Annotated in this window: 24 protein-coding genes; 10 read left to right on the plus strand and 14 right to left on the minus strand. The window is 58.3% G+C overall.

Annotated elements, in window-relative coordinates; all coding sequences use genetic code 11:
- Positions 1-453: 453 nt before the first annotated feature.
- The 10 genes from cls to J2D73_RS11910 all read right to left on the minus strand — a co-directional run bounded on the left by cls (position 454) and on the right by J2D73_RS11910 (position 9,348).
- Complete coding sequence (gene cls, locus J2D73_RS11865) at positions 454-1,899, minus strand: cardiolipin synthase (protein WP_207881775.1); 1,446 nt, start codon at positions 1,897-1,899, stop codon at positions 454-456.
- Between the two features lie 109 nt (positions 1,900-2,008).
- The gene (locus tag J2D73_RS11870) at positions 2,009-2,617 is read right to left on the minus strand and encodes a preprotein translocase subunit YajC (protein ID WP_243429895.1); all 609 of its coding nucleotides are present in this window, start codon (positions 2,615-2,617) and stop codon (positions 2,009-2,011) included.
- Positions 2,618-2,721: 104 nt separating this feature from the next.
- Positions 2,722-4,200: an ATP-binding protein gene (locus J2D73_RS11875; RefSeq protein WP_207881776.1), complete on the minus strand. Its 1,479-nt coding sequence runs from the start codon at positions 4,198-4,200 to the stop codon at positions 2,722-2,724.
- Complete coding sequence (locus tag J2D73_RS11880) at positions 4,197-5,474, minus strand: TIGR03862 family flavoprotein (protein ID WP_207881777.1); 1,278 nt, start codon at positions 5,472-5,474, stop codon at positions 4,197-4,199. Before J2D73_RS11880 ends, J2D73_RS11875 begins: the two co-directional genes overlap by 4 nt.
- Positions 5,475-5,949: 475 nt before the next feature.
- Positions 5,950-7,035 carry an EscU/YscU/HrcU family type III secretion system export apparatus switch protein gene (locus J2D73_RS11885; protein ID WP_207881778.1) on the minus strand — a complete coding sequence of 362 codons (1,086 nt, stop codon included), beginning with the start codon at positions 7,033-7,035 and terminating at the stop codon, positions 5,950-5,952.
- 63 nt (positions 7,036-7,098) lie between these two features.
- A complete protein-coding gene (locus J2D73_RS11890; protein ID WP_207881779.1) occupies positions 7,099-7,896 on the minus strand; it encodes a flagellar biosynthetic protein FliR in 798 nt (265 codons plus the stop codon).
- Positions 7,893-8,165: a flagellar biosynthetic protein FliQ gene (locus J2D73_RS11895; RefSeq protein ID WP_026397168.1), complete on the minus strand. Its 273-nt coding sequence runs from the start codon at positions 8,163-8,165 to the stop codon at positions 7,893-7,895. The genes J2D73_RS11890 and J2D73_RS11895 overlap by 4 nt, the downstream gene beginning before the upstream one ends.
- 36 nt (positions 8,166-8,201) lie before the next feature.
- On the minus strand, positions 8,202-8,537 hold the full coding sequence (locus tag J2D73_RS11900; protein ID WP_207881780.1) for a flagellar hook-basal body complex protein FliE: 336 nt from the start codon (positions 8,535-8,537) through the stop codon (positions 8,202-8,204).
- On the minus strand, positions 8,534-8,941 hold the full coding sequence (flgC, locus tag J2D73_RS11905) for a flagellar basal body rod protein FlgC (RefSeq protein WP_207881781.1): 408 nt from the start codon (positions 8,939-8,941) through the stop codon (positions 8,534-8,536). The genes J2D73_RS11900 and flgC overlap by 4 nt, the downstream gene beginning before the upstream one ends.
- 11 nt (positions 8,942-8,952) lie before the next feature.
- Positions 8,953-9,348: a flagellar basal body rod protein FlgB gene (locus tag J2D73_RS11910; protein WP_207881782.1), complete on the minus strand. Its 396-nt coding sequence runs from the start codon at positions 9,346-9,348 to the stop codon at positions 8,953-8,955.
- Positions 9,349-9,537: 189 nt separating this feature from the next.
- Here J2D73_RS11910 and J2D73_RS11915 point away from each other — a divergent pair, with 189 nt between their 5' ends.
- Together J2D73_RS11915 and fliP are read left to right on the plus strand one after the other, a co-directional pair.
- Positions 9,538-9,807, plus strand: coding sequence for a hypothetical protein (locus tag J2D73_RS11915; protein ID WP_233140462.1), 270 nt, complete (start codon positions 9,538-9,540; stop codon positions 9,805-9,807).
- Between the two features lie 68 nt (positions 9,808-9,875).
- On the plus strand, positions 9,876-10,598 hold the full coding sequence (gene fliP, locus J2D73_RS11920; protein WP_341535087.1) for a flagellar type III secretion system pore protein FliP: 723 nt from the start codon (positions 9,876-9,878) through the stop codon (positions 10,596-10,598).
- 63 nt (positions 10,599-10,661) lie between these two features.
- On the opposite strand, the gene J2D73_RS11925 is transcribed toward fliP, so the two are convergent.
- Positions 10,662-12,137, minus strand: a complete 1,476-nt coding sequence (locus J2D73_RS11925; RefSeq protein WP_408736839.1) for a gamma-glutamyltransferase — start codon at positions 12,135-12,137, stop codon at positions 10,662-10,664.
- Positions 12,138-13,044: 907 nt separating this feature from the next.
- Between J2D73_RS11925 and J2D73_RS11930 the strand changes: the two genes are divergently transcribed.
- The gene (locus J2D73_RS11930) at positions 13,045-14,694 is read left to right on the plus strand and encodes an alginate export family protein (RefSeq protein ID WP_207881886.1); all 1,650 of its coding nucleotides are present in this window, start codon (positions 13,045-13,047) and stop codon (positions 14,692-14,694) included.
- A gap of 553 nt (positions 14,695-15,247) precedes the next feature.
- On the opposite strand, the gene J2D73_RS11935 is transcribed toward J2D73_RS11930, so the two are convergent.
- On the minus strand, positions 15,248-15,856 hold the full coding sequence (locus J2D73_RS11935) for a hypothetical protein (protein ID WP_207881785.1): 609 nt from the start codon (positions 15,854-15,856) through the stop codon (positions 15,248-15,250).
- Between the two features lie 403 nt (positions 15,857-16,259).
- Here J2D73_RS11935 and ispH point away from each other — a divergent pair, with 403 nt between their 5' ends.
- The 6 genes from ispH (at position 16,260) to J2D73_RS11965 (ending at position 22,960) form a co-directional block, all read left to right on the plus strand.
- Positions 16,260-17,270, plus strand: a complete 1,011-nt coding sequence (gene ispH, locus J2D73_RS11940; RefSeq protein WP_086644355.1) for a 4-hydroxy-3-methylbut-2-enyl diphosphate reductase — start codon at positions 16,260-16,262, stop codon at positions 17,268-17,270.
- Between the two features lie 13 nt (positions 17,271-17,283).
- The gene (locus J2D73_RS11945) at positions 17,284-18,276 is read left to right on the plus strand and encodes a homoserine kinase (protein ID WP_207881786.1); all 993 of its coding nucleotides are present in this window, start codon (positions 17,284-17,286) and stop codon (positions 18,274-18,276) included.
- 34 nt (positions 18,277-18,310) lie between these two features.
- A complete protein-coding gene (gene rnhA, locus J2D73_RS11950) occupies positions 18,311-18,781 on the plus strand; it encodes a ribonuclease HI (protein ID WP_243429905.1) in 471 nt (156 codons plus the stop codon).
- A 554-nt stretch (positions 18,782-19,335) separates the two neighbouring features.
- The gene (locus tag J2D73_RS11955) at positions 19,336-20,085 is read left to right on the plus strand and encodes an N-acyl amino acid synthase FeeM domain-containing protein (RefSeq protein WP_243429896.1); all 750 of its coding nucleotides are present in this window, start codon (positions 19,336-19,338) and stop codon (positions 20,083-20,085) included.
- Positions 20,082-20,654 carry a methyltransferase family protein gene (locus J2D73_RS11960; protein ID WP_207881788.1) on the plus strand — a complete coding sequence of 191 codons (573 nt, stop codon included), beginning with the start codon at positions 20,082-20,084 and terminating at the stop codon, positions 20,652-20,654. Before J2D73_RS11955 ends, J2D73_RS11960 begins: the two co-directional genes overlap by 4 nt.
- The gene (locus tag J2D73_RS11965) at positions 20,651-22,960 is read left to right on the plus strand and encodes a putative bifunctional diguanylate cyclase/phosphodiesterase (RefSeq protein WP_207881789.1); all 2,310 of its coding nucleotides are present in this window, start codon (positions 20,651-20,653) and stop codon (positions 22,958-22,960) included. The genes J2D73_RS11960 and J2D73_RS11965 overlap by 4 nt, the downstream gene beginning before the upstream one ends.
- 819 nt (positions 22,961-23,779) lie before the next feature.
- On the opposite strand, the gene J2D73_RS11970 is transcribed toward J2D73_RS11965, so the two are convergent.
- Complete coding sequence (locus J2D73_RS11970) at positions 23,780-24,832, minus strand: aromatic ring-hydroxylating oxygenase subunit alpha (RefSeq protein ID WP_207881790.1); 1,053 nt, start codon at positions 24,830-24,832, stop codon at positions 23,780-23,782.
- A 502-nt stretch (positions 24,833-25,334) separates the two neighbouring features.
- Here J2D73_RS11970 and J2D73_RS11975 point away from each other — a divergent pair.
- Complete coding sequence (locus tag J2D73_RS11975; protein WP_207881791.1) at positions 25,335-25,961, plus strand: TetR family transcriptional regulator; 627 nt, start codon at positions 25,335-25,337, stop codon at positions 25,959-25,961.
- A 388-nt stretch (positions 25,962-26,349) separates the two neighbouring features.
- On the opposite strand, the gene J2D73_RS11980 is transcribed toward J2D73_RS11975, so the two are convergent.
- Positions 26,350-26,889: a P-loop NTPase family protein gene (locus J2D73_RS11980; RefSeq protein WP_207881792.1), complete on the minus strand. Its 540-nt coding sequence runs from the start codon at positions 26,887-26,889 to the stop codon at positions 26,350-26,352.
- Positions 26,890-26,929: the final 40 nt, after the last annotated feature.

Raw genomic sequence — 26,929 nt, forward strand, 5'->3', positions numbered from 1 at the left:
CGTCTTCCTCGTGACCGGCGCTCGCGAAGGCATGCTTCAGTATCTGGAGAATCCTGACTAAAGCCGGAAACTGTTGGCAGGGCTAATCCCCTGTCCGAGCGCCACGAACGCTGTTCCCCGCCGTTCGTGGCGCCCATAACTCCCCGACTACGGTGCTCACCTCCCTGACATCGCGCCATATCCCATGACCTCCCGCCCCCTCATGGGGCCGCCCTCATCGCTGGCGCGACAATTCGATTTTCTAGCGGAACCTCAATTGGCCGCACGGGCATTTGACGTGAGCAATATAGATCGTAGTGCAGATGGGCCATAGGGCGGACTTCTCGTAAGACCGCCTCGCAGTTTTCTGATAAACATCAAAGTTCTGCGACGCTTTTACGATTAAAAATACATTGCATTGGAGTTGTTCTTGTAGACGGAATTAGATGATCATCCTGCTAAAGGGCCCCGTCGTCAAAGAACCGGTCCGATCATCGCCAGAACGTTGTTCCAAAGAACGCGGTATTTGGGCCAGCTGTCCACTACCTCTTCGCGGACCGGGATCGAGGCGTTGATATAGGTTTGCTGCCTCTCCCGGATGTCCGCAGTGAACGGCTTGTCCGCAAGGAGAATGTTGTTTTCGAAGTTAAGGTCAAAGCTTCTACGATCCATGTTAGCGGAACCGATCAACGTCATTTTCCCATCGACAGTCATCAGCTTGGCATGCAGAAGCCCGAGTGGATATTCGCAAATCTTTACGCCCGCGTCCAAAAGATCCCTATAATAGCTTCTGCTTGCCCCCGCGACGATCCAGGAGTCATTACGCAACGGCACCGTGAGCGTTGTCTTCACGCCGCGTCTGGCGGCGGCGCAAAGAGCCATCTGGATCGGTTCGTCGGGCACATAATACGGCGTCGTGACCGTCAGCTCCTCCGCCGCCGCATCCATCAGCGAGACGAACATTTCTGGCATGGCGGCGTAACGCACGGCGGCGCTGGTGCCAATCACCTGCGCGACGATCCCACCGGTTTCCTCGGCCCGCGCGTTGCTGAGAAGCGTCGTCAGGTCTTCATCTGTGTGTGCGAACCAGTCCGTGGCGAACAGGTGCTGGTTCTGCAGCACCACAGGTCCCTCGAAGCGCGCCAGCACATCGACCCACGGCGCATATTTCGCCTTGACCCTGAACGCCGCATCCGCACAGTTCTGACTGCCGCAATATGTGACGCGACTGTCGATCACGACGATCTTGCGGTGGTTGCGCATGTCGAAGCGCCCACGAAAGGGTCTTTGCAACACGTTACCCAGCGGCAGGGCCTGGACCAGCCTCACACCGGCGCGCTCCATCGCGCTCCAGTGGCTGCTATGTATAAGGCGGCGCGACCCCAGATCGTCCGCCATCACACGGCAAACCACCCCGCGCTTCGCCGCAGCGATCAGCGCCGTCACGACCTTCATGCCGTTGTTGTCGGCCAGCCAGATATAAAAACTTATGTGTACATGCTCGCGGGACGCCTCGATATCGGCGACGATGGCGTCGATCGCCGCATCCGAATCCCGCACTAGTGTGGCGCTGTTACCCGCAAGCGGCAGATAACCGCTGATAGACTGACCGACCCGAAACAGTGGGGCCAGACGCGGCTCCATCCCGAATTCACGTTCGGCGTCTATCAACTCATCCGAATGACGCCCCGGAACGGGCAGGCGCCGCATCGCCTCGCGTATCCGCGTTACGATTTTTGGCGCGAGATATGTTTCACCGAGGAGAATATACGCGACCGTGCCGAGCAGCGGCAGAGCGCCAAGGATAGCGACCCAGGCCACGCGCGACGTGGGCTGGCGGTGGGGGCGCAATAATGCGCGAATGATGAAAAACACCTGGAGACCGACGGTGACGACCGCCCCGAAAGTGCTCCATTTCATTCGCGAAACCCCGTCCCGTTTTCAACAAGTCAGGGCAGCGTAGAATGCGCGGCTAACGCCAGCAAGGCGAGGGGTTGACGGCCGTCGGAACCCGACGACCGAACTGTAATTAGTGCTGTCCGGCGTTTTCCTGAACCTTGACGTCAGGCGTCACGGTCCGGTTGAGGACCTCGAACCCGACCGAGTCCATGGTGGTCAGGTCGACGGTATCGCCCGGCTTCAGCGTCGCAAGGAAATCACGCATGGCCTTTTGGCGCACAGTGACCGTCCGGCTGGCCAGATCACCGTCGCTGAACGTCACTGTGTGATGCGGCGCGTCAACGGCGAGGACATGCACGCGCTGGCGACGGAACGAGACCATCGTCCCGTGAGGATGCCGACGCGCATAGCCTTTGCTCGCGGAGACGGTGGACTCAGGCAACGGCGCGTCAGGCAGCGCGATTTCGGCGTCAACGGTCTGGAAGAAATGCAGGCGAAGCTGATCACCGGGCTCAATGTGCGGCAGTTTCTTGCGAGCGTCGGCCGGGACGCTGACCGTCACATGGTCGCCGTTGGCCGTCGTCAGCAGCACCGTCCCGGTGTCGGGATCAATCGTCTCCACAGTGTCGACTGCAGTCATGTTGCTGGTGATTACGCCTTGCGCGGACGCGGGCGAAATTACTGTTGCGCCGAGAACGGCGGCGCCCAGCGCAAGAGCGAAGCGGTGCGGGAAGGACATGATTTCGTTCTTTCTTTCTGGCCAGGTTACGCAACCAGCGCGCGGCCTTTTATCCACGCTGCATCTCTCCATGGCAATCCACCGGAACAACGCTCTGCCCCGTCTCAACTCCCCGGGTCGCCCGGCGCGGTCTCCCACCCAAGGCCTATGACCGCCGCTCGGCGACGCCCCGCGCCGTCGAGCCTCAGCACGACGAAGTTGCGCTCCTCCAGCCATCCGAGCATCCGGCGCGCACGGCCAGTCGAATGCGTCCCGTAAATCCGTGCAATGTCCGCGTCCGAAGGGCATGGAGCTCCATCCATGGCGGCTCGCGCAAGAAAGAGAAACGTCCCCTGCATATCGTCGGGCAAGGAGAACGCGACTTCCTCAGCCGCACGCCATTCTTCCGTTTCCTCCGCCTCTTGGGCGACGCCGCTGCGGGCGGTGGCGAGCGCGCGACGAAAAGCGCGCATGTCCATGGCGTCGCGACCGAGGCCTGCGATACGGCAGCGAACGAGAAAATCCTGATACAAGGACGCCGGAGGCCTGAATCCCCCGTCGTCCTCAGCCAGAACTTCCCGCAAAACGGCCGCCAGCGCGCGGCGCCGTTCGGCCGGATCGACAGGTTCCTGCGCCTCCGCCGTGGCGTCCGTCGCCGCCTCGGCCAGCGCATCACCATGACTCGCCAACTGCATCAGCAGGTCGGGCGGAGGCGGGGCAACACGACGAGGGCGGACGAACTGCTCCGGTTCAGGAAGCGGCGCCAGAATCAGTTCTGCAACCGGCTCGACTGGCGGAGAAAACGGCGCGAGCACCGGGCCAGCGGAACGGCTTTCAGTGTGCACGGCGCCGACTCGAATGGTTTGCGGGCGCCGGGTCAGAGCCGGGCCAAGCGCCACGAAATTCCCGCGCGGAAGATCGCGAAACGCTTCCGCCTGCCGCCGCTCCATGCCGAGCAGGTCTGCCGCACGCGCCATATCGATATCGAGGAAGGTGCGGCCCATCAGGAAATTGGACGCCTCCGCCGCGACGTTCTTGGCCAGCTTGGCGAGCCTCTGCGTTGCGATCACGCCAGCAAGACCGCGCTTGCGTCCACGGCACATCAGGTTGGTCATCGCCCCGAGCGAGGCGCGACGCGCCTCCTCCGTCACCTCTCCAGCAGCAGCCGGCGCGAAGAGTTGCGCTTCGTCGACCACGACCAGCACAGGATACCAGTGCGCCCGCGGCACATCGAACATGCCGCCCAGAAAAGCCGCCGCGCGCTTCATCTGGAGATCGGCGTCGAGCCCTTCCAGATTCAGCACGACGGACGCCCGGTGCACCCGCATCCGCTCGCCAGCCGCCTGCAACGCTGCTTCAGTGTGCTCCGCCGCGTCGATCACGAGATGGCTGTAGGCCTCGGCCAAACTGACGAAATCGCCTTCAGGATCGATGATCGCCTGCTGCACCAGCGTCGCCGTCTGCTCCAGCAAGCGGCGCAAAAGATGGGATTTTCCGGAACCTGAATTGCCCTGCACGAGCAAACGCGTGGCCAGAAGCTCGGCAAGGTCGAGCGTCGCCGGTCCGCCGCCGGAAATTTCACCCATATCGATCGCGCTGCTCATGACGGGTGGGGATACAGTCCCGAATCCTGTTCGCGCAACAGCCCTCGCATCTCCAGCCAGCGCGCGGCGCCCTCTCCTGCCGCCCTTCCGGTCGAAAAGCAGGCTTGCAGAAGATACCCGCCGGTCGGGGCCTCCCAGTCGAGCATTTCTCCGCAGACAAAGACGCCAGGAATGGCATTGAGCATAAAGCGTTCGTCACACGCCGACGCTGCAACGCCGCCCGCGACGGATATCGCGCGGTCGATTGCATCCGTGGCGGTCAAGCAAACTGGAACCGCCTTCAATAAGCGGGCGAGCGAAGCGGGGTCTTTCGGCGTTTCGCCGACCTCGCGCAGCAACGCAGCCGCGACGGGCGGAAGTTGAGCCGCTTTACGCAGACGATTCGACAGACTTTCGCGCGGACGCACACCAGCGAGGCGACGGGCGAGCATCGCCTCGTCGATATCCGGTCGCAAATCGAGATGTATAATGGTTGAACCGCCTCGGTCGATAGCGTCCCGTAACGCCGCCGACAGCGCATAAATGACCCCGCCCTCGATCCCTCGGGCCGTCACCACTGCCTCACCACGCAAGGTCGCGCCTTCAAATGTTACGGCGATACGCTTCAATGGCGTTCCGGCGAAGCGTTCTCGAAAAGTATCCGACCACGCAGCGATGAAGCCGCAGTTTGCCGGGCGAAACGGCGTCATATCGACGCCCCTTTCCACCAGCGCGCCCATCCAGCGCGCATCCGAACCGAGCCGGGACCAGCTGGCGCCGCCAAGAGCAAGAATGGTCGCATCGGGCGTCATCGATGCAACGGCGTCCTTGTGTTCAAATAGGAGAGCGCCATCCTCACTCCACCCGATCCAGCGCGAGCCGCTTTGAACCGACACGCCAGCCACACCGAGCCTTTGCAGCCATGCCCGCAACAATGGCGACGCTTTCATCGCCTTCGGGAACACGCGACCGCCGCTACCGCTGTAACAGGGCTGCCCAAGCTCCTCGGCCCAATTCACCAGCTTCTCAGGCGGGAACGCCCGCACCGAGGAACCCAACCACGATGAAGCATCGCCATACCGGCGAATAAATCCGCCGCTGTCAGAGCCAGAGAGAGGTTCATTATTGGTGAGATTGAGGCCACTTCGACCAGCCATCAGAAACTTGCGGCCAAGACTGGGCATACGATCCACCACCGTCACGGCGCAGGATCGCGCCGCGAGTGTTTCCGCCGCCGCCAGCCCCGCAGGACCGCCGCCGACAACCACGACATGCGGCTTCTGCAGTTCGTTCATCCTCGGGTCGTTCCTTTCCGTAGTGGGCGGACAAGTTATCGATGATCGTTTCAAGCGCGAATGCACATGCGTCAACTCTCCCTTGTCCAGGCATCCGGAAAATCCGCGCAGGCCGGCATCAATCGAATTCGTGTATTTGGTCACCGGAATGACGCCTTTGATCAGAAAGAACACGCGTCTCCGTTTACCGGGTTGCAGGATTTACCGTAATCGGGATTGAAAAGACTTCCTCTCCCTTTCTTCAGGACCATATCCGGCCAACGAGCGACCTCATGGTCAGCTGCAGCAGATAAGACCCTTTCTAACCGGACTGAGAAAGCACATCACGTCGTCGCCGACATATGCAATGTAAGCGATGGCGACGTCTGTTGAGCATGCGGAATCATGCAATTCGCAACACATGACCTCGCGCCATCCTTCAGTGATCTTTTTATTTACCGAAGAAGTTCCTGCTCCACGACGGTATACAGCATTACTAGTGCACAGGGGGGAGGGCATTCGATGCAGGCTTTTTAAGCTTCCAGACATATGCGATGATCGCAGCTACAGCCTGAAAATACTCGTAGGGGATTTCAGCGTCTTCCGGCAATGTATACAGACTTCGCGCAAGCGGAGGGTTGGACACGACTGGCACCCGCGCCTCGTAAGCGAATTCACGTATGCGCGCAGCCAGCTCGTCGGCGCCCTTTGCAACCACGCGCGGCGCTGCATTAACGCCAGAATCGTAAGATAATGCTACGGCATAATGGGTCGGATTTGTGACGACCACAGTCGCGGTCTTAACGGCCTCTCGAATTCGTTTTCGTGACCGGCTCATGCGTATCTGCCTGAGCCGCCCCTTCACATGCGGATCGCCCTCGGATTGTCGCATCTCGTCACGTATGTCATGCCTGCTCATACGCAGGTCCTGCGTGCGCCGATAACGGGTCCATCCTTCATCCAAAACGACGATGATCGCCTGAACGGCCAGGATCGTCGCTACAGATCTGATAAAGAAACCGTAGAGTTGCCGGGTAAATAATTCCACCGTCCATCCTGGTGACACCATGGCTGCAGATAAAGTGTCACGAATAACGCCGAACAGGAGAAAAGAAAATACACCCAGCTTTACAAGAGATTTTATCACCTCGACGGCATTGTTGACGCTGAATATACGTTTTATTCCCGATAGCGGGTTTAAGCGACCGACGTCGGGGATCAAGGCCTCCATCCGGAGCAGAAACCCGGACTGCAGAAGCGCCGTAGCGACGCCGCCCAAAGAAGCCGCTGCCACGATGGGCGCTCCCACCACCAGCATCATGCGAACGCCCAACCAAGACAGTTTCGCAACGCTCGCAGGGTCGAGATCTATTTGCGAGCTATTAGCCATCAGCCCACGCATCCTGATGACAAAATCTCGAGAGCCTTCAGGGAGCGCCATGGTCAGCGCCAACGTCGCAAAACCCAGGCTGGACAGAAGATGCAATTCCCGCGACTGCGCGATGTTACCCTCATCACGGGCGCGAGCCAATCTTTGAGCGGTCGGAGCTTCGGTATTCGAGCCTGAATCATCCTCAGCCATAATCAGAAATCGTCGATCTGTTCCTAAGAATTTTCCATGTCTTGTGATACGGGTTTATGATCATCAAAATACGCCTATCCCAGGAAGACCATTCAGGGACGAAGCGAATGCAGTTGTCCACGCCTCCAGCATGCCGCGCATGAACAACGCCAGCAGCAAAATTCCACCGAGCATCTGGGCGGGCATCGCAAGATAGTAAATTTGCAATGATGGAGAAAAACGATTCAATAACCCCAGCATGGCTGGCCATAACGTACCAATCAAAACGAAAGGCATGGCAAGCTGGAAGGCCAGAAGAAACGAGTGAGACGTTGTTTCAGCAACGCTTCTCGCAGCATCACCCGGAAACGGGAATTGTCCCGGCGGAAACACATTGTAGCTTCCTGCCAACGCCCGCAGAGGCAGCACATAGAGATTTGACGAAAAAAGTGCTATAGGGATTAGAATCGAAGCCAAACGACTTGGTGGCGTCTCCTGTGAACCAAGAGCCGGATCAGGCTGAAGGACGTTCGACAGACCTGTAAACGTTGAAAGTATTTGCGCCGCAATTGGAAACGAAAGCGCCATCAACTGAGCCAGCCAGCCAACCAGCGCCCCGTTCAACAATTCGCCGCCGATAAGCAAGATCATTCGCCCCGGGTCGAGGATATCGATCGCGCTGGTTCCAGAAAAATATTTCGCCAAAAGTGGAAACATCAGCAACGATATGACCATCGCCAGAGCAGCTCTCACTGAAGTCGGCGTCTCTGTTTCCAACCCAGGCATAGTAACGACCATCGCTCCGACCCTGGAGAGTATCGCGGCGAAGACCACTACCTGCGCTGGGAATTCCGCGATCAAAGTCGTAAGGTCGCCACTCAAGATCCGCCTGCGACGATAACCTGATCAAAAATATGCCGCGTGTATGTTATCAGCGTTTCATACATAAAAGATCCGGAAAACAATAACGCCGCCATAGATGCTAGAAACTTTGGCAAAAATGCAAGCGTGGACTCATTGATCTGTGTAACCGCCTGCAAAATGGATATACATAGGCCAGCAGCCAATGACGCCAGAAGAGTGGGCGCTCCGACCTTCACCGCCACAAATAGGGTTTCACGTAAAATATTAGCAATATCTATCGTATTCATTGAACTTCTTTTCGAATATAAAAAGCGAATTAAATACTATATCGTCATGCGCATGACTTCCTGATATGACTGGATAACACGATCACGCACTGCCGACGCGGTCTGCAGAACCATCTGCGCTTCGGATACGGACGTCACGATATCGGTCAAGTTACCTTGCCCTTTCAGTCCTGAAGACGCTTTTTTCTCTGCGGCCTTACTGGAACTGGAAAAATCTTCGACCGCACTTTCCAACGCGGCGCCGAATCCCGAGACGCTCTCACCCTCTCCGGAAAACGTCGCGTCAGAATCGCCCAAAGCAGCCGCACCTGCCTGAGTGCGCGCATACGCGGCCGCAGCCAGGGAGTTGGCCGAGTTCGGTTCAATTATCATTTAAGCAGATCAATCGCGCGCGTCATCATTGAGCGTGTCGCCTGTAATGTATTCAGGTTAGCCTCATACGAGCGTTGTGCTTCATGCGCATCCATCACCTCCACCATCGTGTTGACGTTCGGCTTCTTCACGTAGCCACGTGCGTCCGCTACGGGATGAGATGGATTATATTCGGTTTCGAAATCAGACATGTCCTGACCGATCCTCTTCACCTTGACTGTCGAGACTCCGCTTTGTCGATCAACTTCATTCTGAAAAGTGATGGTCTTGCGTCGGTATGGATCTGCTCCCGGCGTAGAGCCAGTAGTGTCCTGGTTGGCCAGATTCTCCGCCACGACACGAAGACGCTGCGATTGTGCGTCCATTCCCGCAGCGGATATATTCAGCGTTGAGGTCATATCCATTTTTTAGACCGTCATTTTCCCAAAACAGCGCCAAGCATCGTCTTGTACGCCGTGTAAACATTGGCCGCGAGGCGTTGCTGATCTCCGGTATCAGCCACCATCTCCATCTGCGTTTCAAGGGAAACGCGGTTTCCATCAGGCGATTGCTCGTCAACGCCTGTGACTTTCTGCATTCTTCCGCGCGCCCCAACAGGGATGTGTTTTGGGGATGTCGTTTCAAGCGGGATATCGAACTGTCCCATCATCCCGTCAAATGGTGCGACGTCCTGTGGCGCGTATCCGGGCGTATTCGCGTTGGCGACATTGCCTGCGAGAACCTGCTGGCGTGCCTCCAGCCATTGCATACGACGCTGAGCGAGGCCAAAAATATCGACCCCGCCAGCAACTGATCGGGAAGCCTCCAGCATCTACGTTCTCCAGTTCACTTAACGCTTCATCCCAAGCGTCGATCATGAGCATCAAAAGCTGAAAATACGTTAATTGACATCATATTCTGGATTTTTTGTTTATATTTTCGAATTGGATTTTTCGCTAAATACTTCGTTAGCTTTTGCAGTCCACATGACGTCCATACGCATCAGCCACGGAACATGCGAATGGGATTTCACGACGCCGTCTCCGCCCTGCTTGCGCTCGTCGCGGTCGTCGCGATGATCCTGCTCAGCCGCCACGGATGGAAATTTGCCGACCGCCTGCGACCGAACGGGAAAACGGTTGCAGGCGTCGTCGTGGCAGGATCTCTCGCCATCGATCCTAAGCGGCGCCTGAATGTCCTGACATGCGACGGCAAGAGACTCCTTATCCTCACCGGGGGGCCAAATGACCTCGTAGTCGGATGGGCGCCGAACGAGGAGGCGGAATCGTGAAAACGCGGGCGACGCCAGGAACAACCAACGCCATAAGTCGTTTGCTCCGTTATGCCGCAGGATATGCGATCGTCGTCGGTGTTGCGCTTTGTTTACAGCCTCACGCCGCACAGGCTCAGTCGATCAGTCTGGACCTCGGACAAGGTGGCGGCCCCGGCACTACGGGACGATTGATTCAACTTTCAGCGTTGATTACGGTTCTCTCGCTGGCTCCCAGCCTTATGGTGATGGTCACCGCGTTTACGCGGATCGTCATCGTCCTGTCGCTTCTGCGCAGCGCCCTTGGCGCGCAGGGAACGCCGCCCAACACCGTGTTGATCGGCCTCGCCCTGTTCCTGACCTTCTTCGTCATGCAGCCGACGCTGGACCTGGCTTGGACGAACGGCGTAGCGCCCATGATGGACGGTCGTCTGGCGGAACTGGACGGGATCCGCGCGACAGCGGAACCCTTTCGAAAATTCATGCTCGCGAATGCGCGTCCTGCGGACCTGTCCACATTTTTCCACCTCGCCAACCTGCACCCGCCAGCAACGGCTACCGATACGCCCTGGCGCGTACTTATCCCGTCTTTCATGATCGGCGAGCTACGTCGCGGCTTCGAAATGGGGTTTCTGCTTTATCTTCCGTTTCTGGTGATCGACCTCGTCGTCGCCACCGTCCTGATGAGCCTCGGCATGATGATGCTGCCGCCCGCCACCATATCATTGCCGTTCAAACTCATCTTTTTCGTGATGGTGGACGGATGGCAGCTGGTTACCGGAAGCCTTGTCCGCAGTTTCGGCGGCGGATAAAGGCGTCCTTCATATTGTTATCGAAGGGCGGAATAGCCCCCCTCTCTACCCGACGGCCCCGCCTCAGGAACCGTCGCTCGCAGATACGTAGCCGCCGCCACGCGGATCGGTCCAACCGCGACAGTGCTCACCCTCGCCGGGCAGGCCGCCAGGACAGGAGATGGCATTGGCGCGGCCGGCTTCGGTCGTCGGCGACATCGCCTTGACGTTGCCGCCCAGAGCACCGGTCAGAGCAGCGGCCGCAGCGTCTGCGGCGTCGGCCTGGCCTGAGGCGGCCGAGGCGGCAAGGAATACATCCGCCCGGCGATGAGCGATCGCAGCGGCAAGCAGCGGACCGGGTTTATGCGCAGCCGACGCGCCAAGAACGATACCCGTCGAACCCGCCATACGTCCTGTGCCGAACAGGTTGTTCATCGTGAGCGCGCATGCGACTGACTCGCCGTCACGATCGACCACCGCGAAGGACGTCGACGCTGGCAGGCTGGGCAACGTCCCGCCGCTGGCAGGAGCATGTCCGGAACTCAGCAACGCCTCGGCGCGCGCGGACTGCGTACTAACAGAACCACCGGCTTCGCTGGCGCGCCATGCGGCCACAGCCTGCCGCCCCCTGCTGGAACTCCCCTGTCCGTTCGCCAGTCCAAGCCATGCGACCGCCGCGCCATAACCACCATCCGCAGGCGGAGGCAGAAACGACACGCTCACATTGCCTGACGTCACGGTAAGCGGCGCAACCGAAGCAGGAAGAGCGCCGCGCAGACCGGCCATCGTCAGACCGCCGCCCGCCGCGTTGCTTGCCGCAACCAGCGTCTGCCCAAGGGCGCCCGTGTAGAGGTCGCCCACACCGCCACTGCGAATCCGCTCAAGAGATCCGGCGAGACGCGGCTGGCGGAGAATATCGCCCGCCTTGAGAGCCGAACCGTCGGCGCGCCCAAAGACGGCTCGCGCACCGTCATCCGCCAGAAGCGGCGCCTGCACGACAGACAGATCCGCAGCGAGTTGTCCGCTGACCTCGAAACCGGCGCGGGCCAGACTGATCGCCGGGCGCGTAAGATCGGCAAAATCGACGCTCCCATACCGAATCTGCATCAAATACAGACCACGGGCCAACATCGGCGCTGACGCGGGGCGATCCGCACGAGACGCCGACGCCTGCTGCGCGTCCTGCGGCGCATCGCCTGTGGGGAGGAAGAGGAACGCCCTGCCACCATCCCGGTCGCCGGGCTTCCAGGCCAGACAGGCTCCGCCCCCCCCCAAAGAAGCCCGCGACGGAAGCGTGACGGACAAAGCGAGCCCCAAAGCCGCTGCCGCGTCAGCAGCATTCCCGCCTCTCAACAATACGTCATGGGCGGCGAGCGCCGCGATCGGCTCATCGGCGACGACCGTACCGACATAACCGGTACGAGCGGCCTGCCCGAGCCCCAGCAGCGACAGAGGAGACTTTTTCACGCCGCCTGAGCCGCCGCATGCGGAGAGCACGCTCGCTGCGGTCAGGAAAAGCCCTGCTTTACGGATCGCCGCCCGCGCCGCGATCCCGGATATACGGGGACGCCAGGCAGAGGTTGCCCCCCGCGCTCGCTCGGCAGACCGGGGTCTCGTGGGAGGCTCACGCACGCAGAGAATACTCCATACACTTGCGTCGGCGCCGACGACCGGCTCCGCTGATATAGCCGATCGTATCCGACGCGAGATGCGCCGCCACCTCGATCCAGCTTTGATCTCCCTCCCGATTAGCTTTCTTCCAGCCATGCGGCAACGGGCGCACCTCAGAGAGCCGGGGCGGCGTATGGGTGTCGTGTTACAGGCTATGGCCAAAACGGATAGGTGACGAACCCTGCCCTTGCATGTACCCATGCCGGATAACCGCTTCTCTCTACCAGTTTCGCGCGGCTACGCGCCTTTCCTGCCAATAAGCCCCGCCTATGCCGGGCAGGCGCGTGCAGACATATTTTGATAGAATCCGGGTGCGCGAGGCAATCTCGGACGTCGCGAAAAATACCCACCGACACTCTAAGTCGCCCGCACCGCGCACGCAGCGCGAGTAACTCACGCCACAATCAATACGAGCCTCGTCACTACGCGAACAGAATTGGCGCGACGGCGGCGTCCGTAACTGTATCTGCACTTGTCGTCCCGAAATTCACTATTTATTATAGTATATAATTTACCTAATTATCTAAAGCACGAATCCAATAAATTTTCATTTATTTTCAAATATATATAAAAAATTCTCCTTTTGTGTTTGGAAAATTCTCAACCCGCCAAGCTCGCCATAAACCGAAACATTACGCGACGCGTCGATAAAATATTATTTTCACCACTATATTGCGTTGTTAATTACACAATGCAAAATGCCATTAACCAGCGTCGCATATTGCATATATAACGGTGATCAGTAGTGAATAATATCCTCCCCCGTCTCTCGGCCTTCACCGTCGCCACAATCGCAATGTCCTGCAGCGCCGCAGTCGCCCAAACCGCATCACATGCGGCGACCACACACCGGTCGCCTGGCAAGATCGTCCAATCGCCCTCCACACAAGCGGCCGCTATCCCCGCCAGCATCCCGACAACAACGTCAGTCGTGGCGCCGCGTACCGTACGACGCACGCCGATAGGGCGGATACCTTATGCCGGCTTCCCCGGGCAGCCGCTGACGACAATCACGACCTCATACGGCAACAACCTCGTGTTCAATCGCGGCACAGGGGAAGCCTCTGGCTTCGGTCCTTCCGGCATGACTCCCTGGGGACAGGACTGGACCGGCATCAGACCCCATCATGTCCGCAAGGGCGATCCTTTCGATTGGCTGAAATACGTCCCGCTCAACGAGAGCGGCTCTATCTGGCTTTCATTCTCGGGCGAGACGCGACTGCGCAACTGGTTCGAAACAAGGCCGATGCTCGGAACAAAAAAGCCGAATGACTCCGGCCGTTTTGGCGTGCGCAATCTCTATGGCGCAGACCTGCATCTGGGCTCCCATCTGCGCTTCTTTGGCCAATTGGTTAACGGGGACGCTGCGGGATGGGCTGCCTACGGCTACGGGACGACCTATCGCAAGCGTCTCGACGTGCAGCAGGCGTTCGTAGAGCTCAGCGGAAAATTTCTCGGCGCGCGCGCAGGCTTTCTCTTCGGTCGCCAGCAGTTCCTGGACGCCCCCACATACCTGCTCTACAACCGTGAAACGCCCAACGTTCCGCTATCGTGGAACGGTTTTCGCGCCTATTCCATATGGTCTCGTTTTCGCATCGACGCCTACGATTTCGTGCAGACCGACGACTCCCAGACCGGAATGTTCCAGGACACGGAAAACTACAAAAATCGCCTTTACGGAGTCGACATGACCTGGGCGCCGCCAGATTTTCGCTTTCTCGGCGGCGACGGCTATTCGTTTCTGGATCTCTATTACATAGGTTACAAACTCGCAGGATCTGGCGCGGCCATAGCCACGGCGACGAGCTCGTCATCGGGCTCCACCACACGCAACAATTTCGGCGGACGTTACTACGGCGTCGCGGGACCCATCGAATTCTCGATTGGCGGCACATGGCAGGGAGGCGTTTTCCAATACGCCAGTTCCAATAAGCCTCGGTCAGTGAACGCATTCGCCCTGAATACACTGATCGGCTATCGGCTCAAGTTGGCGACCAGCCCCTTTCTGGGCCTGCAGACGGATCTTTACTCGGGTGGCGACGACGCCAGAAAAACCGGGGATGTCGGCACATTTATCGTCCCCTTTAACCCCCAGACGAACTACCTCGACACCACAACCTATATTTCGGGATCGAACCTTGTCAGCCTTGCCCCATTGGTGCGTTTCTCACCATTCAAGCAGGTTTCTGTGCAGGTCAAATACCCTCTGCTGTGGCGAGAAAGCACCAACGACGCCGTATATATGAGCTCAGGACGCTACACCTTCGCACATCAGTTGCGTGGCGGCTTCATCGGCATGGCGCCGCAGGCGTCGCTAACATGGCAAATCCTTCCACATGTTACGTGGCAGCAGTATGTTTCGCGCTTCATGGTTTCTTCCGGCATGGCGCGCGCGGGAGCTTCCAGCGGCACTTATTATCAGTCGAACTTCATTTTCCGGTTTTGACGGCCTATCGGCTCACTCGGGCCTCACGGTAAATGTGCGCCCGCGGCACGGGTGCACATCCGTGCCCGTGCAGGTGATTTCGGTCGGTCAGACGACATTCGCCTTCAAGAGTTGACGCTACGCAATCAGAACGAGTTCGCGTCCGTGCGTGGTGATGTTACCGAACGAAAACCGTATCTTCCTCCATGCCAGCGACAATCGAACGCGAAACACAAACACTCGGATATGGCTCAAACCTGCTGCACGACCGGACCATGTGCGCAGTTCCGCAGCTCATTGCCATCTTAATAACGCTCCGAAAATTCGCTTCGCCGTTCCTCATCGATTCAGGCACGCCCGATGGAACGACAAGCAGAGCAACGCATGTTGCGTGGCAATTCCGCTCCGGTTGCATGAGGCGCTGCATCCGGGGCTGAACGCAAGGGCAATGGTGTTTGAACGTCCGAGAGACTGGCCCATCCCAAGCTGGCTAATAAACCCGCCAGGGGAATACGCATGCGCAGGGCGTGGTTACACTATTTTGCAATCGCCCCAGCGCTTCCGCCCGGCAGCGTCACTTGAAGGCTGCGGTGACGCCATGGTCGCGATTATAGGCCAGCTCCGCTGGCGTAAGCTGAAATCCCAACTCGAATCGATAATCGTTGTCGCCGTTCGTCGGCTTCACCGGAAGGTCGACCGTGGTCAAAGGCGTGTCGAATTCGACGGTTGAGGCGTTCGCAGGGAACGTTACCGGCTGGATGAAGACATGCTTGCCGACGATCTTGTCATTGTGAACCACAGCTACGAACCACGGCAACGTCAGGTCGCCTGTCCACGGCGCAGGGCCGCGACGCGCAACGATATGCAGACCCACCCTCGTCTTCAGCATTTTGGGGCCGCCCGCGATGCAGTCGCCGCCCAGGCGCGTGATGCTCGCCCGCATGATCAGATGCGCAAAATCTGTCTTGCCACCAGCATAGGCGTAATAATCTCCCACCTCAGCCGGAATGTGCGGCGTCGGGCATGTCGGAGCGAAACGCATGTCCGCGTCGTCCGAGCCGCAGGCGGCGATGCCGAAGCACGACGCCAACGCCAGCGTGGCAGGCAGCCCCCTGCGTCGAACGTATGAGCCTGCACGGCGGGCGGCGAAGAAAAATTCAGTGGTTTCCGTGTAGCGAGACATAACCGAAATCCGAGTGGCTGGAGCTGTCATGAAAGGGTCCGGACTGACGGGCGTTCGACGCGCTGGCGACTGATCCAATGCAACGGGCGACCTCTGAAGAAACATGCATAACGTTCGGAAGAGCATACGGGCTTCGCCATGCGCTTCACAGATGGCGACTATTCAACAGATGTCACGACATGAAAACCCGTCCATCTTGTCAGCGCGCCTTCATGGCGAAAAACCCCTGTCGACGCCATCCTGACGAGACGTCGCCCACCGCCCGCAGACATGTCCGGCGCCCGTTACCGCTTGCACAAGAGGCGCGTATTGCCGTAGGGCGAGGACAAACCCATCTTGCAGTGTGGCCCCGACCGTTTCTCGGCGGCCGTTCGTCCTGTCCGCCGACCGCCTGGGGAAGACAATGCCCGATCAGCTCACCGTCTCTGACACCCTTGCCGACGACGACCGCGCCACGGCTGGCGCGGCGCGCGATCTACGGGTCATTCTGGCGGGCCCGCGCGGCTTCTGCGCCGGTGTGGACCGGGCCATCCGCGTGGTTGAGGAAGCCATCCGCGCTTACGGCGCTCCGGTCTATGTCCGCCACGAGATCGTGCATAACCGCACGGTCGTCGAAGAGCTGGAAGCCAAAGGCGCCATCTTCGTCGAAGAGCTGGACGAGGTTCCGGCCGACGGCCACGTCGTCTTCTCGGCGCACGGCGTTCCCAAGACCGTCCCGGCAGAGGCAGCGCGACGCAACCTGCTGTATCTGGACGCGACGTGCCCACTCGTCTCCAAGGTTCATCGTGAGGCCGAACGCCACTACGCCGATGGCGGTCCCGAGTCGCGCCACATCCTGATGATCGGTCACGCCGGACACCCCGAAGTGATCGGCACCATGGGCCAATTGCCACCCGGCGCCGTCACACTGATCAATGATGCGGAGGAAGCCCGCACTGTGCAGCCCGCCGACCCGGCGCGCCTCGCCTTCATCACGCAAACGACGCTGTCGGTCGACGACACCGCCGAGATCGTGGACATTCTTCGCTCACGCTTCCCCCTGATCGAAGGCCCGAAGCGCGAGGACATCTGCTACGCGACGACCAACCGGCAGGAAGCGGTCAAAGCGATCGCTCCTGACTGCGATCTGGTGATCGTCATCGGTTCGCCGAACTCCTCCAACTCCCAGCGCCTGCGTGAAGTCGCTGAACGTTCCGGCACGAAGCGCGCGCTGCTTGTCCCCAAGCTCGCAGCGCTGGACTGGTCGGTTCTGGAAGGCGTACGGACACTGGGAATCACCGCCGGGGCGTCCGCCCCCGAGGCTCTCGTGCAGGAAATGGTCACGGCTCTGGCCAAAAGCTACACGCTGAAGATTGAGGAACGGACGGTGAAGGAAGAGAACGTCACTTTCCGTCTTCCCGCCCCGCTCGGCTGATCGCCGGACTCGCATGGCGGTTTACACGGATGTCAGTGACGACGCTCTGGCGGCGTTCCTGACCGAATATGACATCGGCGGTCTGGTGGCCTTTCGCGGGATCGCCGAAGGCGTTGAGAACAGCAACTTCGTCTTGCGCACAGCGCATGATGAAGCTCAGCGCGACTTCATCCTGACGCTCTATGAAAAACGGGTCGATCCCGGCGATCTGCCCTGGTTCTTGGGCCTGATGCAGCACCTTGCGGCGCAGGGACTGAATTGCCCGTTGCCCGTGGCAGGACGCGACGGCGAGGCGCTACGTCACTTGGCCGGACGTCCGGCCGCCATCACCACGTTTCTTTCCGGCGTGTGGCCTCGACAGGTGCACGCGCATCATTGCGCGCCTCTTGGCGCCGCTCTTGGCCGCCTTCATCTCGCTGGCAGCGGTTACGCGCCTGTCCGAGCCAACGGACTTGGGCCGGAAGCATGGCCGCCGTTGCTGAGGGCTAGCGCGAAGAATGAGCGGGCCTCATCTGCCTTTCCTGGCCTGATCGACGAATTGCAAGCGGCTCTGGACCGTATTCTGCCTCATTGGCCCGGTGTGGCCGGGCGACCGGATTTGCCGCACGGACATATCCATGCCGATCTTTTTCCTGACAATGTCTTCTTCCTCGGCGATGAGCTTTCCGGCCTGATCGACTTCTATTTCGCATGCACGGATCTGCTGGCGTACGACGTCGCAATCTGTCTCAACGCATGGTGTTTCGACGATCTGGGCGATTTCAACGTGACCTACGCTCGTCGCCTGCTGGAAGGCTATGAAAGTGTGCGACCACTGTCAGCGGCGGAGCGCGAAGCGCTCCCCGTGCTGGCAGCCGGAGCCGCGATGCGCTTCAGCCTCACCCGCCTGTACGACTGGCTCAACACGCCCGCCGAGGCCTTGGTGACGCGCAAGGACCCGATGGCTTATGTCAGACGGCTCCGCTTCCACCTCGCCACCCCGACGATCGGAGCCTACGGTGTCTGAAAGCACAGATCTTGAGGGCGGTGACGCGTCCACGCTGTCGGCTGAAGACGCCGCTTCCGTGGTCGAAGTTTGGACAGACGGCGGCTGCAAACCGAATCCCGGCCCCGGCGGATGGGCCGTGTTGTTGCGCTTCAAGGGGCGGGAGCGCGAGTTGTCGGGCGGCGAGGTTGAGACAACGAACAACCGCATGGAGCTGACGGCTGCATGTGAGGCTCTTGAAGCGTTGACCCGCCCTTGCGTCGTCAACCTGCACACCGACAGCGAATACGTCAAAAACGGCATCACGCGCTGGCATACCGGTTGGGTAAGGCGGAATTGGCGGAATGCTGCGGGGGATCCTGTCAAGAACATGGATCTGTGGCGCAGGCTTCTCGACGCCGACAAAAAGCATCAGGTGACCTGGAAATGGGTGCGCGGTCATTCAGGCGTCGCCGAGAACGAGCGGGTCGATCAGATTGCCACGGCGGCTCGGCAGGCGATCGAGGACAGCAAACGCGGGACGTGAACTGGCCATTTCTATCATTTTATCCTCAAAACACAGCCATTTATTGAATATTTATATTAATAATAGTTTCTGCACCGACGCCATTTACAATATCTGCGTTCCCGCGATCCTCTGTCTGGCTTCAGAAAATATAGGAGCCGATCGCTCCGCGCTGCTTTGTTTTGCTCGACGACGATATATGAGGGCGAATTACGCCACCTTCAGTTTTCAACTGCAATAGAAACCATAAATATAAAACACATCAATCAGGACATGGCGAACGGACCGGCGTCCGAACACCGTGTCTCAGCTGCCGGCTCCAGTCCAGAATCTGTCCGACCGTCGGCCCAGCCACCACGATAAGATTCCGACGAATCGCATCCGGGCTTTGGTCCGCCGTAGAATCCGTCTAAATAACCGTTCAGAATCTCACCTTCGTTGAGAGATTTGAATTCATTAGCCGTTTTGACCAGATTCAGATCAACCATTCTTTCCAAACTTTCGTTTATCCGATGACCGCAGTCGGAGCCGAGGGAACAATGCTCGTGGGAAACCAAAGACAGGGACGACCGAATATGTCCCCAGTCCAAAACGCCCGTATTAATTCCGCGGATCACCCTCTGGCCCCATTTCTGGCCTCATCGCACACATCCAATTACGTCGCGCGTATAGCGCTGGACCCGAAAACGCGTCAGGACGCCTTTCGGCTGCGTTACGAAAGCTATTTGTACTTTGGTTACATTTCCCCCAATGACGACGAACTTTTCTTTGATGAATACGATTCCCTTCCGAACAGCCGCACAGTGGTCCTGTATCGATTTGGCGTGCCCGTTGGGTCAGTTAGGACCTGCCTGCTGACGACTAGAGGAGGACAGCGCGGCGCCTCCCCCGCCTCTCATGCGTTCCCTGAAGAGGTGGAGCGTATTCTCGCCGGCAACAGGCCCAGCGGCCATGGAGGATTTCGCGCAGTGGAGACCACCCGCCTTGTTCGCAGCCCGTCAGCGCTGAACAGCACAGGGTTGATTTTCATGCTTTACCGCATGGCGGCCTATATCGGCATCGCCGCCGACGCGGAGATTTTGCTAGCCTGTGTTCGCGAGGAACACGTCTCATTCTACCAGCGCCTCGGATATTCATCCAAAACTGGATTGCGCCCTTATCCCGGTCTGCACTGTCCGATGCTGCTGATGGCCTGCGACCGCGAACGTTACGACGTGACTCGCCTTACGTATCCAATTCTCGATCCATTTGCGGGCGCAACCGGTCCACTCGAGGGTTTTCTTTCCGGCGAGCCCGTGGCGCTTGCGCTCTTGGCCCCGCAATGACCATGGGGACGACTCTTCTGGCGCTTACCTCTCTGGCGCCGTTCGCTTCTTTCGTGTGGGGCGTCGTCGCCCATTTTCGCAAAAGCGCCGGCACGCCTTGGAGCATGAAGGCGCTCTCTGTCGTCAATGCGTTGGGATATGCAACATTTCTTCTCTGCCTTCGCCATGAAGACATTCTGACAGAAGGCGCGACATCGATTGCGATCGCGCTGTTCGGGGCGTCTTTCTCCCTCTTCTGGTGGGCGGCAAGAACCACCCGCGCATTGCCTCCGCGCATCGCGCACTCGAAGGCTGACGCGGACACACTCTATCGTCACGGCCCTTACGCGTTCGCACGCCACCCGTTCTACCTTTCCTATATAATTTTCTGGGTCGCCTCCGCTGTCGGCGTCGGGGGCGTTCAATGGCTTGTGTGCGGCGCATTTATCGGTTGGTACGCGCTGCTGGCGCGTTCGGAGGAGCGTCGTTTCTCGTCTTCTGCGCTGGCGGCTGGATATATGGAATACCGGCATCAGACGGCCATGTTTTTCCCCAAGCTGACTAAAGCGATGCTCGGACGAAAACTATGAAAGACAGGGCTGACGATATCCACCTCCGTTACCCCGGGAACCTCCCGAGAATCTGGCGCTTTTTTCGCCTGAGTCAGGCGGGAGAGAACCGTCGCGCTCTGCGTCACGAACAGGCCCTGATTCTCTCGGACATGGTCATTCTTTTCATCGGTCTCGGGATTGGAAGCTGCCTCCTCTTCACCTTCGGATTTCGCGAACAGTTCGATCGCTCAACCGCATTTTTGTGCGGGCTGATCGTCACGCTCTACACGGCTCTGGGAGCGACTTCATGGCGTTGGAGGCGCGATCAGGAAGACTCGGCTTTCATCAACGCCGCCTTCTGGATTCTGATCATGCTGGCGTTCGCGTGGGGCGCCTATACAAACCTGATGGCCCTTCGCGCTCGCCCCGATCAACACGGGATCGTCATCGGCCTGATCATGGGCCTGCTTTCCAGCTCGATGCTGGGCGTCCCCATCGGAGCGGCTCTCGCATTCTATATCCCCACGACGCTATTCTGCTCATGCGCGATCCTTATCGACCTGCAGCCGATGCAGGGTGTCGCGATCTTTTCCTTTCTCGGCTTTCTGGCGTTCGTCTTCGTCGGGCTTGTTTACATGAACAAGCTGCTTCTCGACCGTTCGTTAGGACGTCTGCATCTCGAGCGACAACATGAAACGCTGCACATCTTCCTGCGTGAATATGAGGAAGTCTCCACAGACTGGACTTGGGAAACCGACGCCAGCGGCCGACTTCGCAACGTCAGCGCCGGCATGTGGCTGTTACTTATCGACGCAAAAACCAAGGATCTTGAAGGGCGCTCGTTCGCCGAACTTAACCTCGTCAATGCGCCCGGAGAGGAGCGGAGTCTGGCCTCGCTGCTCGCCGACCACACCGCATTTCGTGACCTCATCGTTCTGGTTCCAGACGAGGCACGCCCACGCCGGATCAGCCTGACCGGCCATCCGTCTCATGACCGCGATGGCCTGTTCAACGGCTTTCGCGGCATAGGTTCCGACATCACGGAGAAGTGGGAAGCGCAGCAACGCATCCAATATTTGGCCACACATGACGATCTGACCGGCCTGCTGAACCGCCGCGCCTTTGTCGAAAGTGTGAACGAGATATGCCTCGCAGGCGAACCTTTCGCCCTGCTGTTAATCGATCTCGACGACTTCAAGCGCGTCAACGACGATTTGGGACACGCCATCGGCGACAGCCTGTTACGCATTATCAGTCAGCGGTTACGCGGCGCCCTGGGACCGAATGATTTCGGTGGACGTCTCGGCGGAGACGAATTCGCTGTGCTGCTCTCCGGCGCCACCGAAGCTACCGCCCTCAGCGTCAGCAACGAACTCAACATCCTGTTGCATGAGGCCTATCGTGTGAACGAGATGTCCCTGGAGCCCAGCGCAAGCATTGGCGTGACCCTGTTCCCGGAACATGGAGGCAGCCCGGATTTACTGATTCGCCGCGCGGATCTCGCGCTCTACCAGGCGAAAGAACGCAAAAATGTATGCGTCATGTTCAACGAGTGGATGGAGACGGAATATCTTGGTCGTATGCGCCTGAGCCTAGAACTCTCCACCGCGCTCGACAGCCATCAGATTTTTCTCCAATACCAGCCGGTGCGGGACACGATCACCGGCGCAGTGGTCTCGGCGGAAGCGCTTGTGCGCTGGCAACATCCGACGCGCGGCGTTCTCTCCCCCGGACAATTCATCGCCATCGCCGAAACGAACGACCTGATCGAGGAACTCGGCGCATTTGTGCTCTACGCCGCCTGCCTTGAAGCCATGACATGGCGCGAGCCCATCCCGGTTGCGGTAAATCTGTCTCCTCGGCAGTTGCACTCCGGGCGTTTCGTTCCGGTATTACGGGCCTGCATCAGGGATACAGGCATCCAGCCTGAGCGTTTAATTCTGGAAGTGACCGAAACAGTCTTCCTCGCTGCCAGCGCAGGAACCGTAAGCCAGCTCGACGCCATCAGGCGGATGGGCGTCCGTATTGTGTTGGACGATTTCGGAACCGGTTATTCGTCACTGACATATCTGCGCGGCTTCGATGTGGACGGCATAAAAATCGACGCCAGCTTCATCAGGGACCTGCCTCAGTCAAGGAAGGTCGGGGCTATTGTCCGCACCATCGCCCGTCTCGCATCGGATATGAATGTGTATGTGGTCGCCGAGGGCGTGGAGTCGAACGAGCAACTGGAGTGGCTACGTGACAATGATATCCCCTTCATTCAAGGGTTCATGCTTGGGCGGCCCGGATCAGCGGCGCAGATTGATGCCATGCTTTCCGAACCCGTAAAGCGACACGCTTAATGGTTTTCGTGAAACTGAACGACACTCCCTAAGTCCGCAATTACTTTCAGGCCCAATCTAGGCTCAGAGGCAAAAGATCGCCGCTGGTGAAAATATTTTTCCAGAAAGCACTTTAGAAGGCGGACCTCGCCAAGGTCGTCATAGTTTTCCGCGATCCACTTTCTACCTGTATTTTCAACCAATCAGAGCAACGGCAGATTCTCACCTTGAGGCTACAGGATTTCCAGATCGTCGGCGCCGCTTTTCTTCAGATAACTTCAATCCGTGCGTAAAGATTGTCCTCCGGACGAAAGCGCCGATGCGGAGCGACGGCATGCTCCACGAACTTGACGCCGAATCCCAGACATTTCACCGCACGTAGGCTTCGTTGCCGAGAATACCACTCTAATTGGCTCGATCACTGTGAGGGCTTGCGCAAGCATCAGGTGCGGCGCTGTCTTACGCGACGACACGGAGGCTATTGTCATTGAGGAGGGCAGCAATGTCCAAGACAACGCCGTCCACTGTCCTACTCTGATGTTTTCTTACCCGACATGCCAAAGTGGCAATGGTTCAATGAGTTGCCCGCCGCTCGGTACGTGCGTAGGACACCACAATCTTCTTCGCCGTTTTCAAGGCTCCGATGTCCGAGCAGTGTTTCAAGACTGACGACGCGCCAAATTATCAAATAGAAGCACAATTATTCTCGGAATATACTTTTTCAAACAACATTCGTTATTGTATAATATAATAAAAACGTCTTTGCGTAAAAATGTCCCCCAATTCAAAAAAAGCGCTTTCAGAAAATCGCCGAAATCGCACACATCGCGATGGCGCATGTCAAGCGATGAAAAAGTGGCTTAAGCCCATTGCTCTCAATGATCGACGGTAGGCGATTGAACTGCGATCAGCCATCACATGCGCTTCCAGAGCGATGTCGAGCGGGAGGTTTTCAGGCTTCTGCGCTTCAACAAGCGCCCGGTCCTCCTCGAATACGCGCCGATTGAACTCATAGACTGCATCGACAGACTGATCCGTATCGAAATTCCTGCAAATCGGCGCGAACATTCTCGTCATGCGCGCGGAAACAGGCGATGCCGCATTCATAATGACCAATCTCCCGTCACGAGGGAAATGTATCTCCAGCGTGGCTGTGAAGGGCGTATGCAGACGAAAATGCCGCAGCCATTCAAATCCTGGCAATCGCCAATCGGAGTGGCCGATCGGGTAATTGCCCACGCTGCTGCGGTACTCGGCCTCGAACCCGTCCTCCGTCAACTTCGGCGTATATGACGGCACGACAGCGTTCTCCGGGTCGGCGAACGTCTCCGTATGGACGAAGGCGAAATGCGCAACGTCGAGAAACCCCTCCACCTGTCGCCCCGCAAAGCCTGCGATGTCGATCGAGGGGCAGGTAATCCGCTGGAACCCCTCATCCTCCCAATGCGGCATTGGAGGAATAGTCGCGGCACCTTCATGCGCAAGGCAGGTCCATATCAGCCCGTAGCGCTGAACAGCAGGGTACGTCTTCAGATTCAGCTTCTTCGGGATGCCGCTGTCTGGATGCGCCGGCACGCGAACGCAACGCCCCCCTTCCCCAAACCGGAACCCGTGATAAGCGCAGGCTACGGTTTCCCCATCGCCGACGCCCATACTAAGGGGCACGCCGCGATGTGGGCAGAGATCGTCGGCGATCACGATTTCCTTGCCGGCTCTATAGACCACGAGGGGGGCATCCAGCAGGGTCACACTCAGCGGCTTGGCTCCGATGTCACGAACCAGCGCCACGGGATGCCAGCAGCCGGCGAGTATGCGCCAGTCGGCTGGCTCGAAAGTGCAGCCTCTCGGCAACAGAGGCGCACTCGACGGCGAGGACTGAAGCGTTGCTGACATTGGCGCCCCCTGAGGATATCGACCTGCGTTGTTGATCGTTACGGTAGTGATCGTAGCAGAAACTCGCCCATTTCATGCCAGAAAGAGAAGAGATCTTACAGAAAAGCTTTCCACCTTGCTCACTGTCGAAAATACTTATGTATAAATTTGGACCACAGTAAAAATATAGACCATCGAGATTCGGGGGAGGACCGCAGACCCTACTCAGGGGCGCGATTGACAGCTGTCCCCGCAAACGAATTGTTGCATAGACACGCCGCCAGCCCGACGCTTTAACCTGAACAGCTGCCCATTCGGGCGACGCCTAAACAGGTGACCAATTCTACAGCCCATCGCCCGCAGTAGCGCAGTAAGAGAGGAGTTAATTTTACGGCGCGCTTCGACGCCGTGTCGCCGAGCAATCCCGCTCCGCTAGCACATGATATTCTCGCTGGCCGTTGACTGCGGTTTTCCGCACGCAGCCTTTCGAGACGAACGACAGCGTTTCAAAAGAACGACCAGCATGGAGCCACAGATTTTGCCCTCGTCACCTGATTCCCCTCTGTCCCGACGTGAACAACGTCGCATCGAAACGCACGACGCGCTTGTAGACGCCGCGATGTCCCTGCTCTCCAGTCAGGGCTTTGATGAGACGACTGTGGATGAAATAGCAGCCACAGCGGGAATTTCGCGACGAACGCTGTTTCGGTATTTCCCGACCAAAGCGGACATCGTCACCGCCTGGACGCTGCAGATGACGTCCGTTCTGGCCGCCACGGTGGACGCCTGTCCCGACGGATGTTCCGCTCAGACGTTGATAGGGCATGCGCTGGAAGCTGTGATTCCCCACATTGCGCCTACTGAAGCGAAGGCGCTGGCTTTCGTCGTGCTCATCGAACGCACGCCTGCGCTTCAGCCTGTCAGCCTGAGGAAATACGCGCAGTGGGAGGACAGCCTCGCCAATGCCCTGTCCCGACGGCTACCGCCATCAGACGACCGGGCGCTCTCGGCGCGTGTCGCCGCACGTTCAGGGATAGCCGCATTTCGAACTGCGCTCGACGAATGGATTCACATCGACGGGAAGCAACCTCTTGTTCCGATTCTTCGTTTGGTAATGAAACTGCAATCCGAATTACTATCACCCGCATAGAGCGTTTGCTGACCGAAACTTCCATTATCTGCGATTTTAAAAAAATACGAAGGAAATTTTCTCGCGGCGGCGAACAGGAAAAATAAAGAGAAAATATATCCACGCGATTTGATAGCGAGTGCATGATGGGCCCACGATCTTAATCCGGCTGAGGAGATACTTCCGCGCTGTCGCCCAATTGTTCGCGCAAGAGACAATCCTCCATAAATTTTCACGGGATTTACAATAAAAATCACAAATTCGGCAACCAACTTCCACAAAGCCAGTTCCCGCAAAAATCTGATCAAAAGATATATGAATCACCATTCACACAGCTGCACAGTGACGTCACAATCACGAGCAGGATCATGACCAGCCATCAGCCAAGAAGTTCGATGGCGCACTGCGACTACGTCCCCCGCGAGAGCCCTTGCTGCTGGCAGAAGCGAGTTATCTGGCGCAACGACGTCAGTTCAATCGTCGGCGTGGATACCCCCGCCAACATAGACCGATATCGTCTCCTGTTTTCCCGTCCTGCACCGACGATGTGGCGAATCATATCCCATTTGACGCTGTCCGCCCCAGCATCCAGTCCACCAATACGATCACGCTTCCCCCATGATCGACGAAGATAGCGGACCAGACTGATTACAGTTGAAACATCAAGCAAAATTACCCCGGTAGAACGGGCAAAACGCTGCTGCATGCACCTGGAATAATTTCCATCCATGACCCAACGCTCATCAGCGATCGCCGCATCGTGAAGGGTTACGAATTCTTCGACAGGCCTCGGGCGCCAATCCGTATTCGGCAAGTGATAAAGTTGATCAAGATGAATTGGCGCATGTCCTCGGGATCGGGCGATCATATCCGCGAGCGTCGATTTGCCGCTATTGGACGGTCCCAGAATGCATATGCGCGGACCAAGATCGCCAAGCGTGACGGGCACGATAGAACCTCAATCTTCGATTGAGCATGCGCGACATGCG

Source organism: Acetobacter sacchari (assembly GCF_017377715.1).
GTDB lineage: Bacteria > Pseudomonadota > Alphaproteobacteria > Acetobacterales > Acetobacteraceae > Acetobacter > Acetobacter sacchari.

Excerpts from the sequence above, each read along its gene's own strand:
- cls (WP_207881775.1), bottom strand. The coding sequence starts at position 1,899 with ATGAAATGGAGCACTTTCGGGGCGGTCGTCACCGTCGGTCTCCAGGTG.
- J2D73_RS11870 (WP_243429895.1), bottom strand. The coding sequence starts at position 2,617 with ATGTCCTTCCCGCACCGCTTCGCTCTTGCGCTGGGCGCCGCCGTTCTC.
- J2D73_RS11875 (WP_207881776.1), bottom strand. The coding sequence starts at position 4,200 with ATGAGCAGCGCGATCGATATGGGTGAAATTTCCGGCGGCGGACCGGCG.
- J2D73_RS11880 (WP_207881777.1), bottom strand. The coding sequence starts at position 5,474 with ATGAACGAACTGCAGAAGCCGCATGTCGTGGTTGTCGGCGGCGGTCCT.
- J2D73_RS11885 (WP_207881778.1), bottom strand. The coding sequence starts at position 7,035 with ATGGCTGAGGATGATTCAGGCTCGAATACCGAAGCTCCGACCGCTCAA.
- J2D73_RS11895 (WP_026397168.1), bottom strand. The coding sequence starts at position 8,165 with ATGAATACGATAGATATTGCTAATATTTTACGTGAAACCCTATTTGTG.
- J2D73_RS11900 (WP_207881780.1), bottom strand. The coding sequence starts at position 8,537 with ATGATAATTGAACCGAACTCGGCCAACTCCCTGGCTGCGGCCGCGTAT.
- flgC (WP_207881781.1), bottom strand. The coding sequence starts at position 8,941 with ATGGATATGACCTCAACGCTGAATATATCCGCTGCGGGAATGGACGCA.
- J2D73_RS11910 (WP_207881782.1), bottom strand. The coding sequence starts at position 9,348 with ATGCTGGAGGCTTCCCGATCAGTTGCTGGCGGGGTCGATATTTTTGGC.
- J2D73_RS11915 (WP_233140462.1), top strand. The coding sequence starts at position 9,538 with ATGGGATTTCACGACGCCGTCTCCGCCCTGCTTGCGCTCGTCGCGGTC.
- J2D73_RS11930 (WP_207881886.1), top strand. The coding sequence starts at position 13,045 with ATGTCCTGCAGCGCCGCAGTCGCCCAAACCGCATCACATGCGGCGACC.
- J2D73_RS11935 (WP_207881785.1), bottom strand. The coding sequence starts at position 15,856 with ATGTCTCGCTACACGGAAACCACTGAATTTTTCTTCGCCGCCCGCCGT.
- ispH (WP_086644355.1), top strand. The coding sequence starts at position 16,260 with ATGCCCGATCAGCTCACCGTCTCTGACACCCTTGCCGACGACGACCGC.
- J2D73_RS11945 (WP_207881786.1), top strand. The coding sequence starts at position 17,284 with ATGGCGGTTTACACGGATGTCAGTGACGACGCTCTGGCGGCGTTCCTG.
- J2D73_RS11955 (WP_243429896.1), top strand. The coding sequence starts at position 19,336 with ATGTCCCCAGTCCAAAACGCCCGTATTAATTCCGCGGATCACCCTCTG.
- J2D73_RS11960 (WP_207881788.1), top strand. The coding sequence starts at position 20,082 with ATGACCATGGGGACGACTCTTCTGGCGCTTACCTCTCTGGCGCCGTTC.
- J2D73_RS11965 (WP_207881789.1), top strand. The coding sequence starts at position 20,651 with ATGAAAGACAGGGCTGACGATATCCACCTCCGTTACCCCGGGAACCTC.
- J2D73_RS11970 (WP_207881790.1), bottom strand. The coding sequence starts at position 24,832 with ATGTCAGCAACGCTTCAGTCCTCGCCGTCGAGTGCGCCTCTGTTGCCG.
- J2D73_RS11975 (WP_207881791.1), top strand. The coding sequence starts at position 25,335 with ATGGAGCCACAGATTTTGCCCTCGTCACCTGATTCCCCTCTGTCCCGA.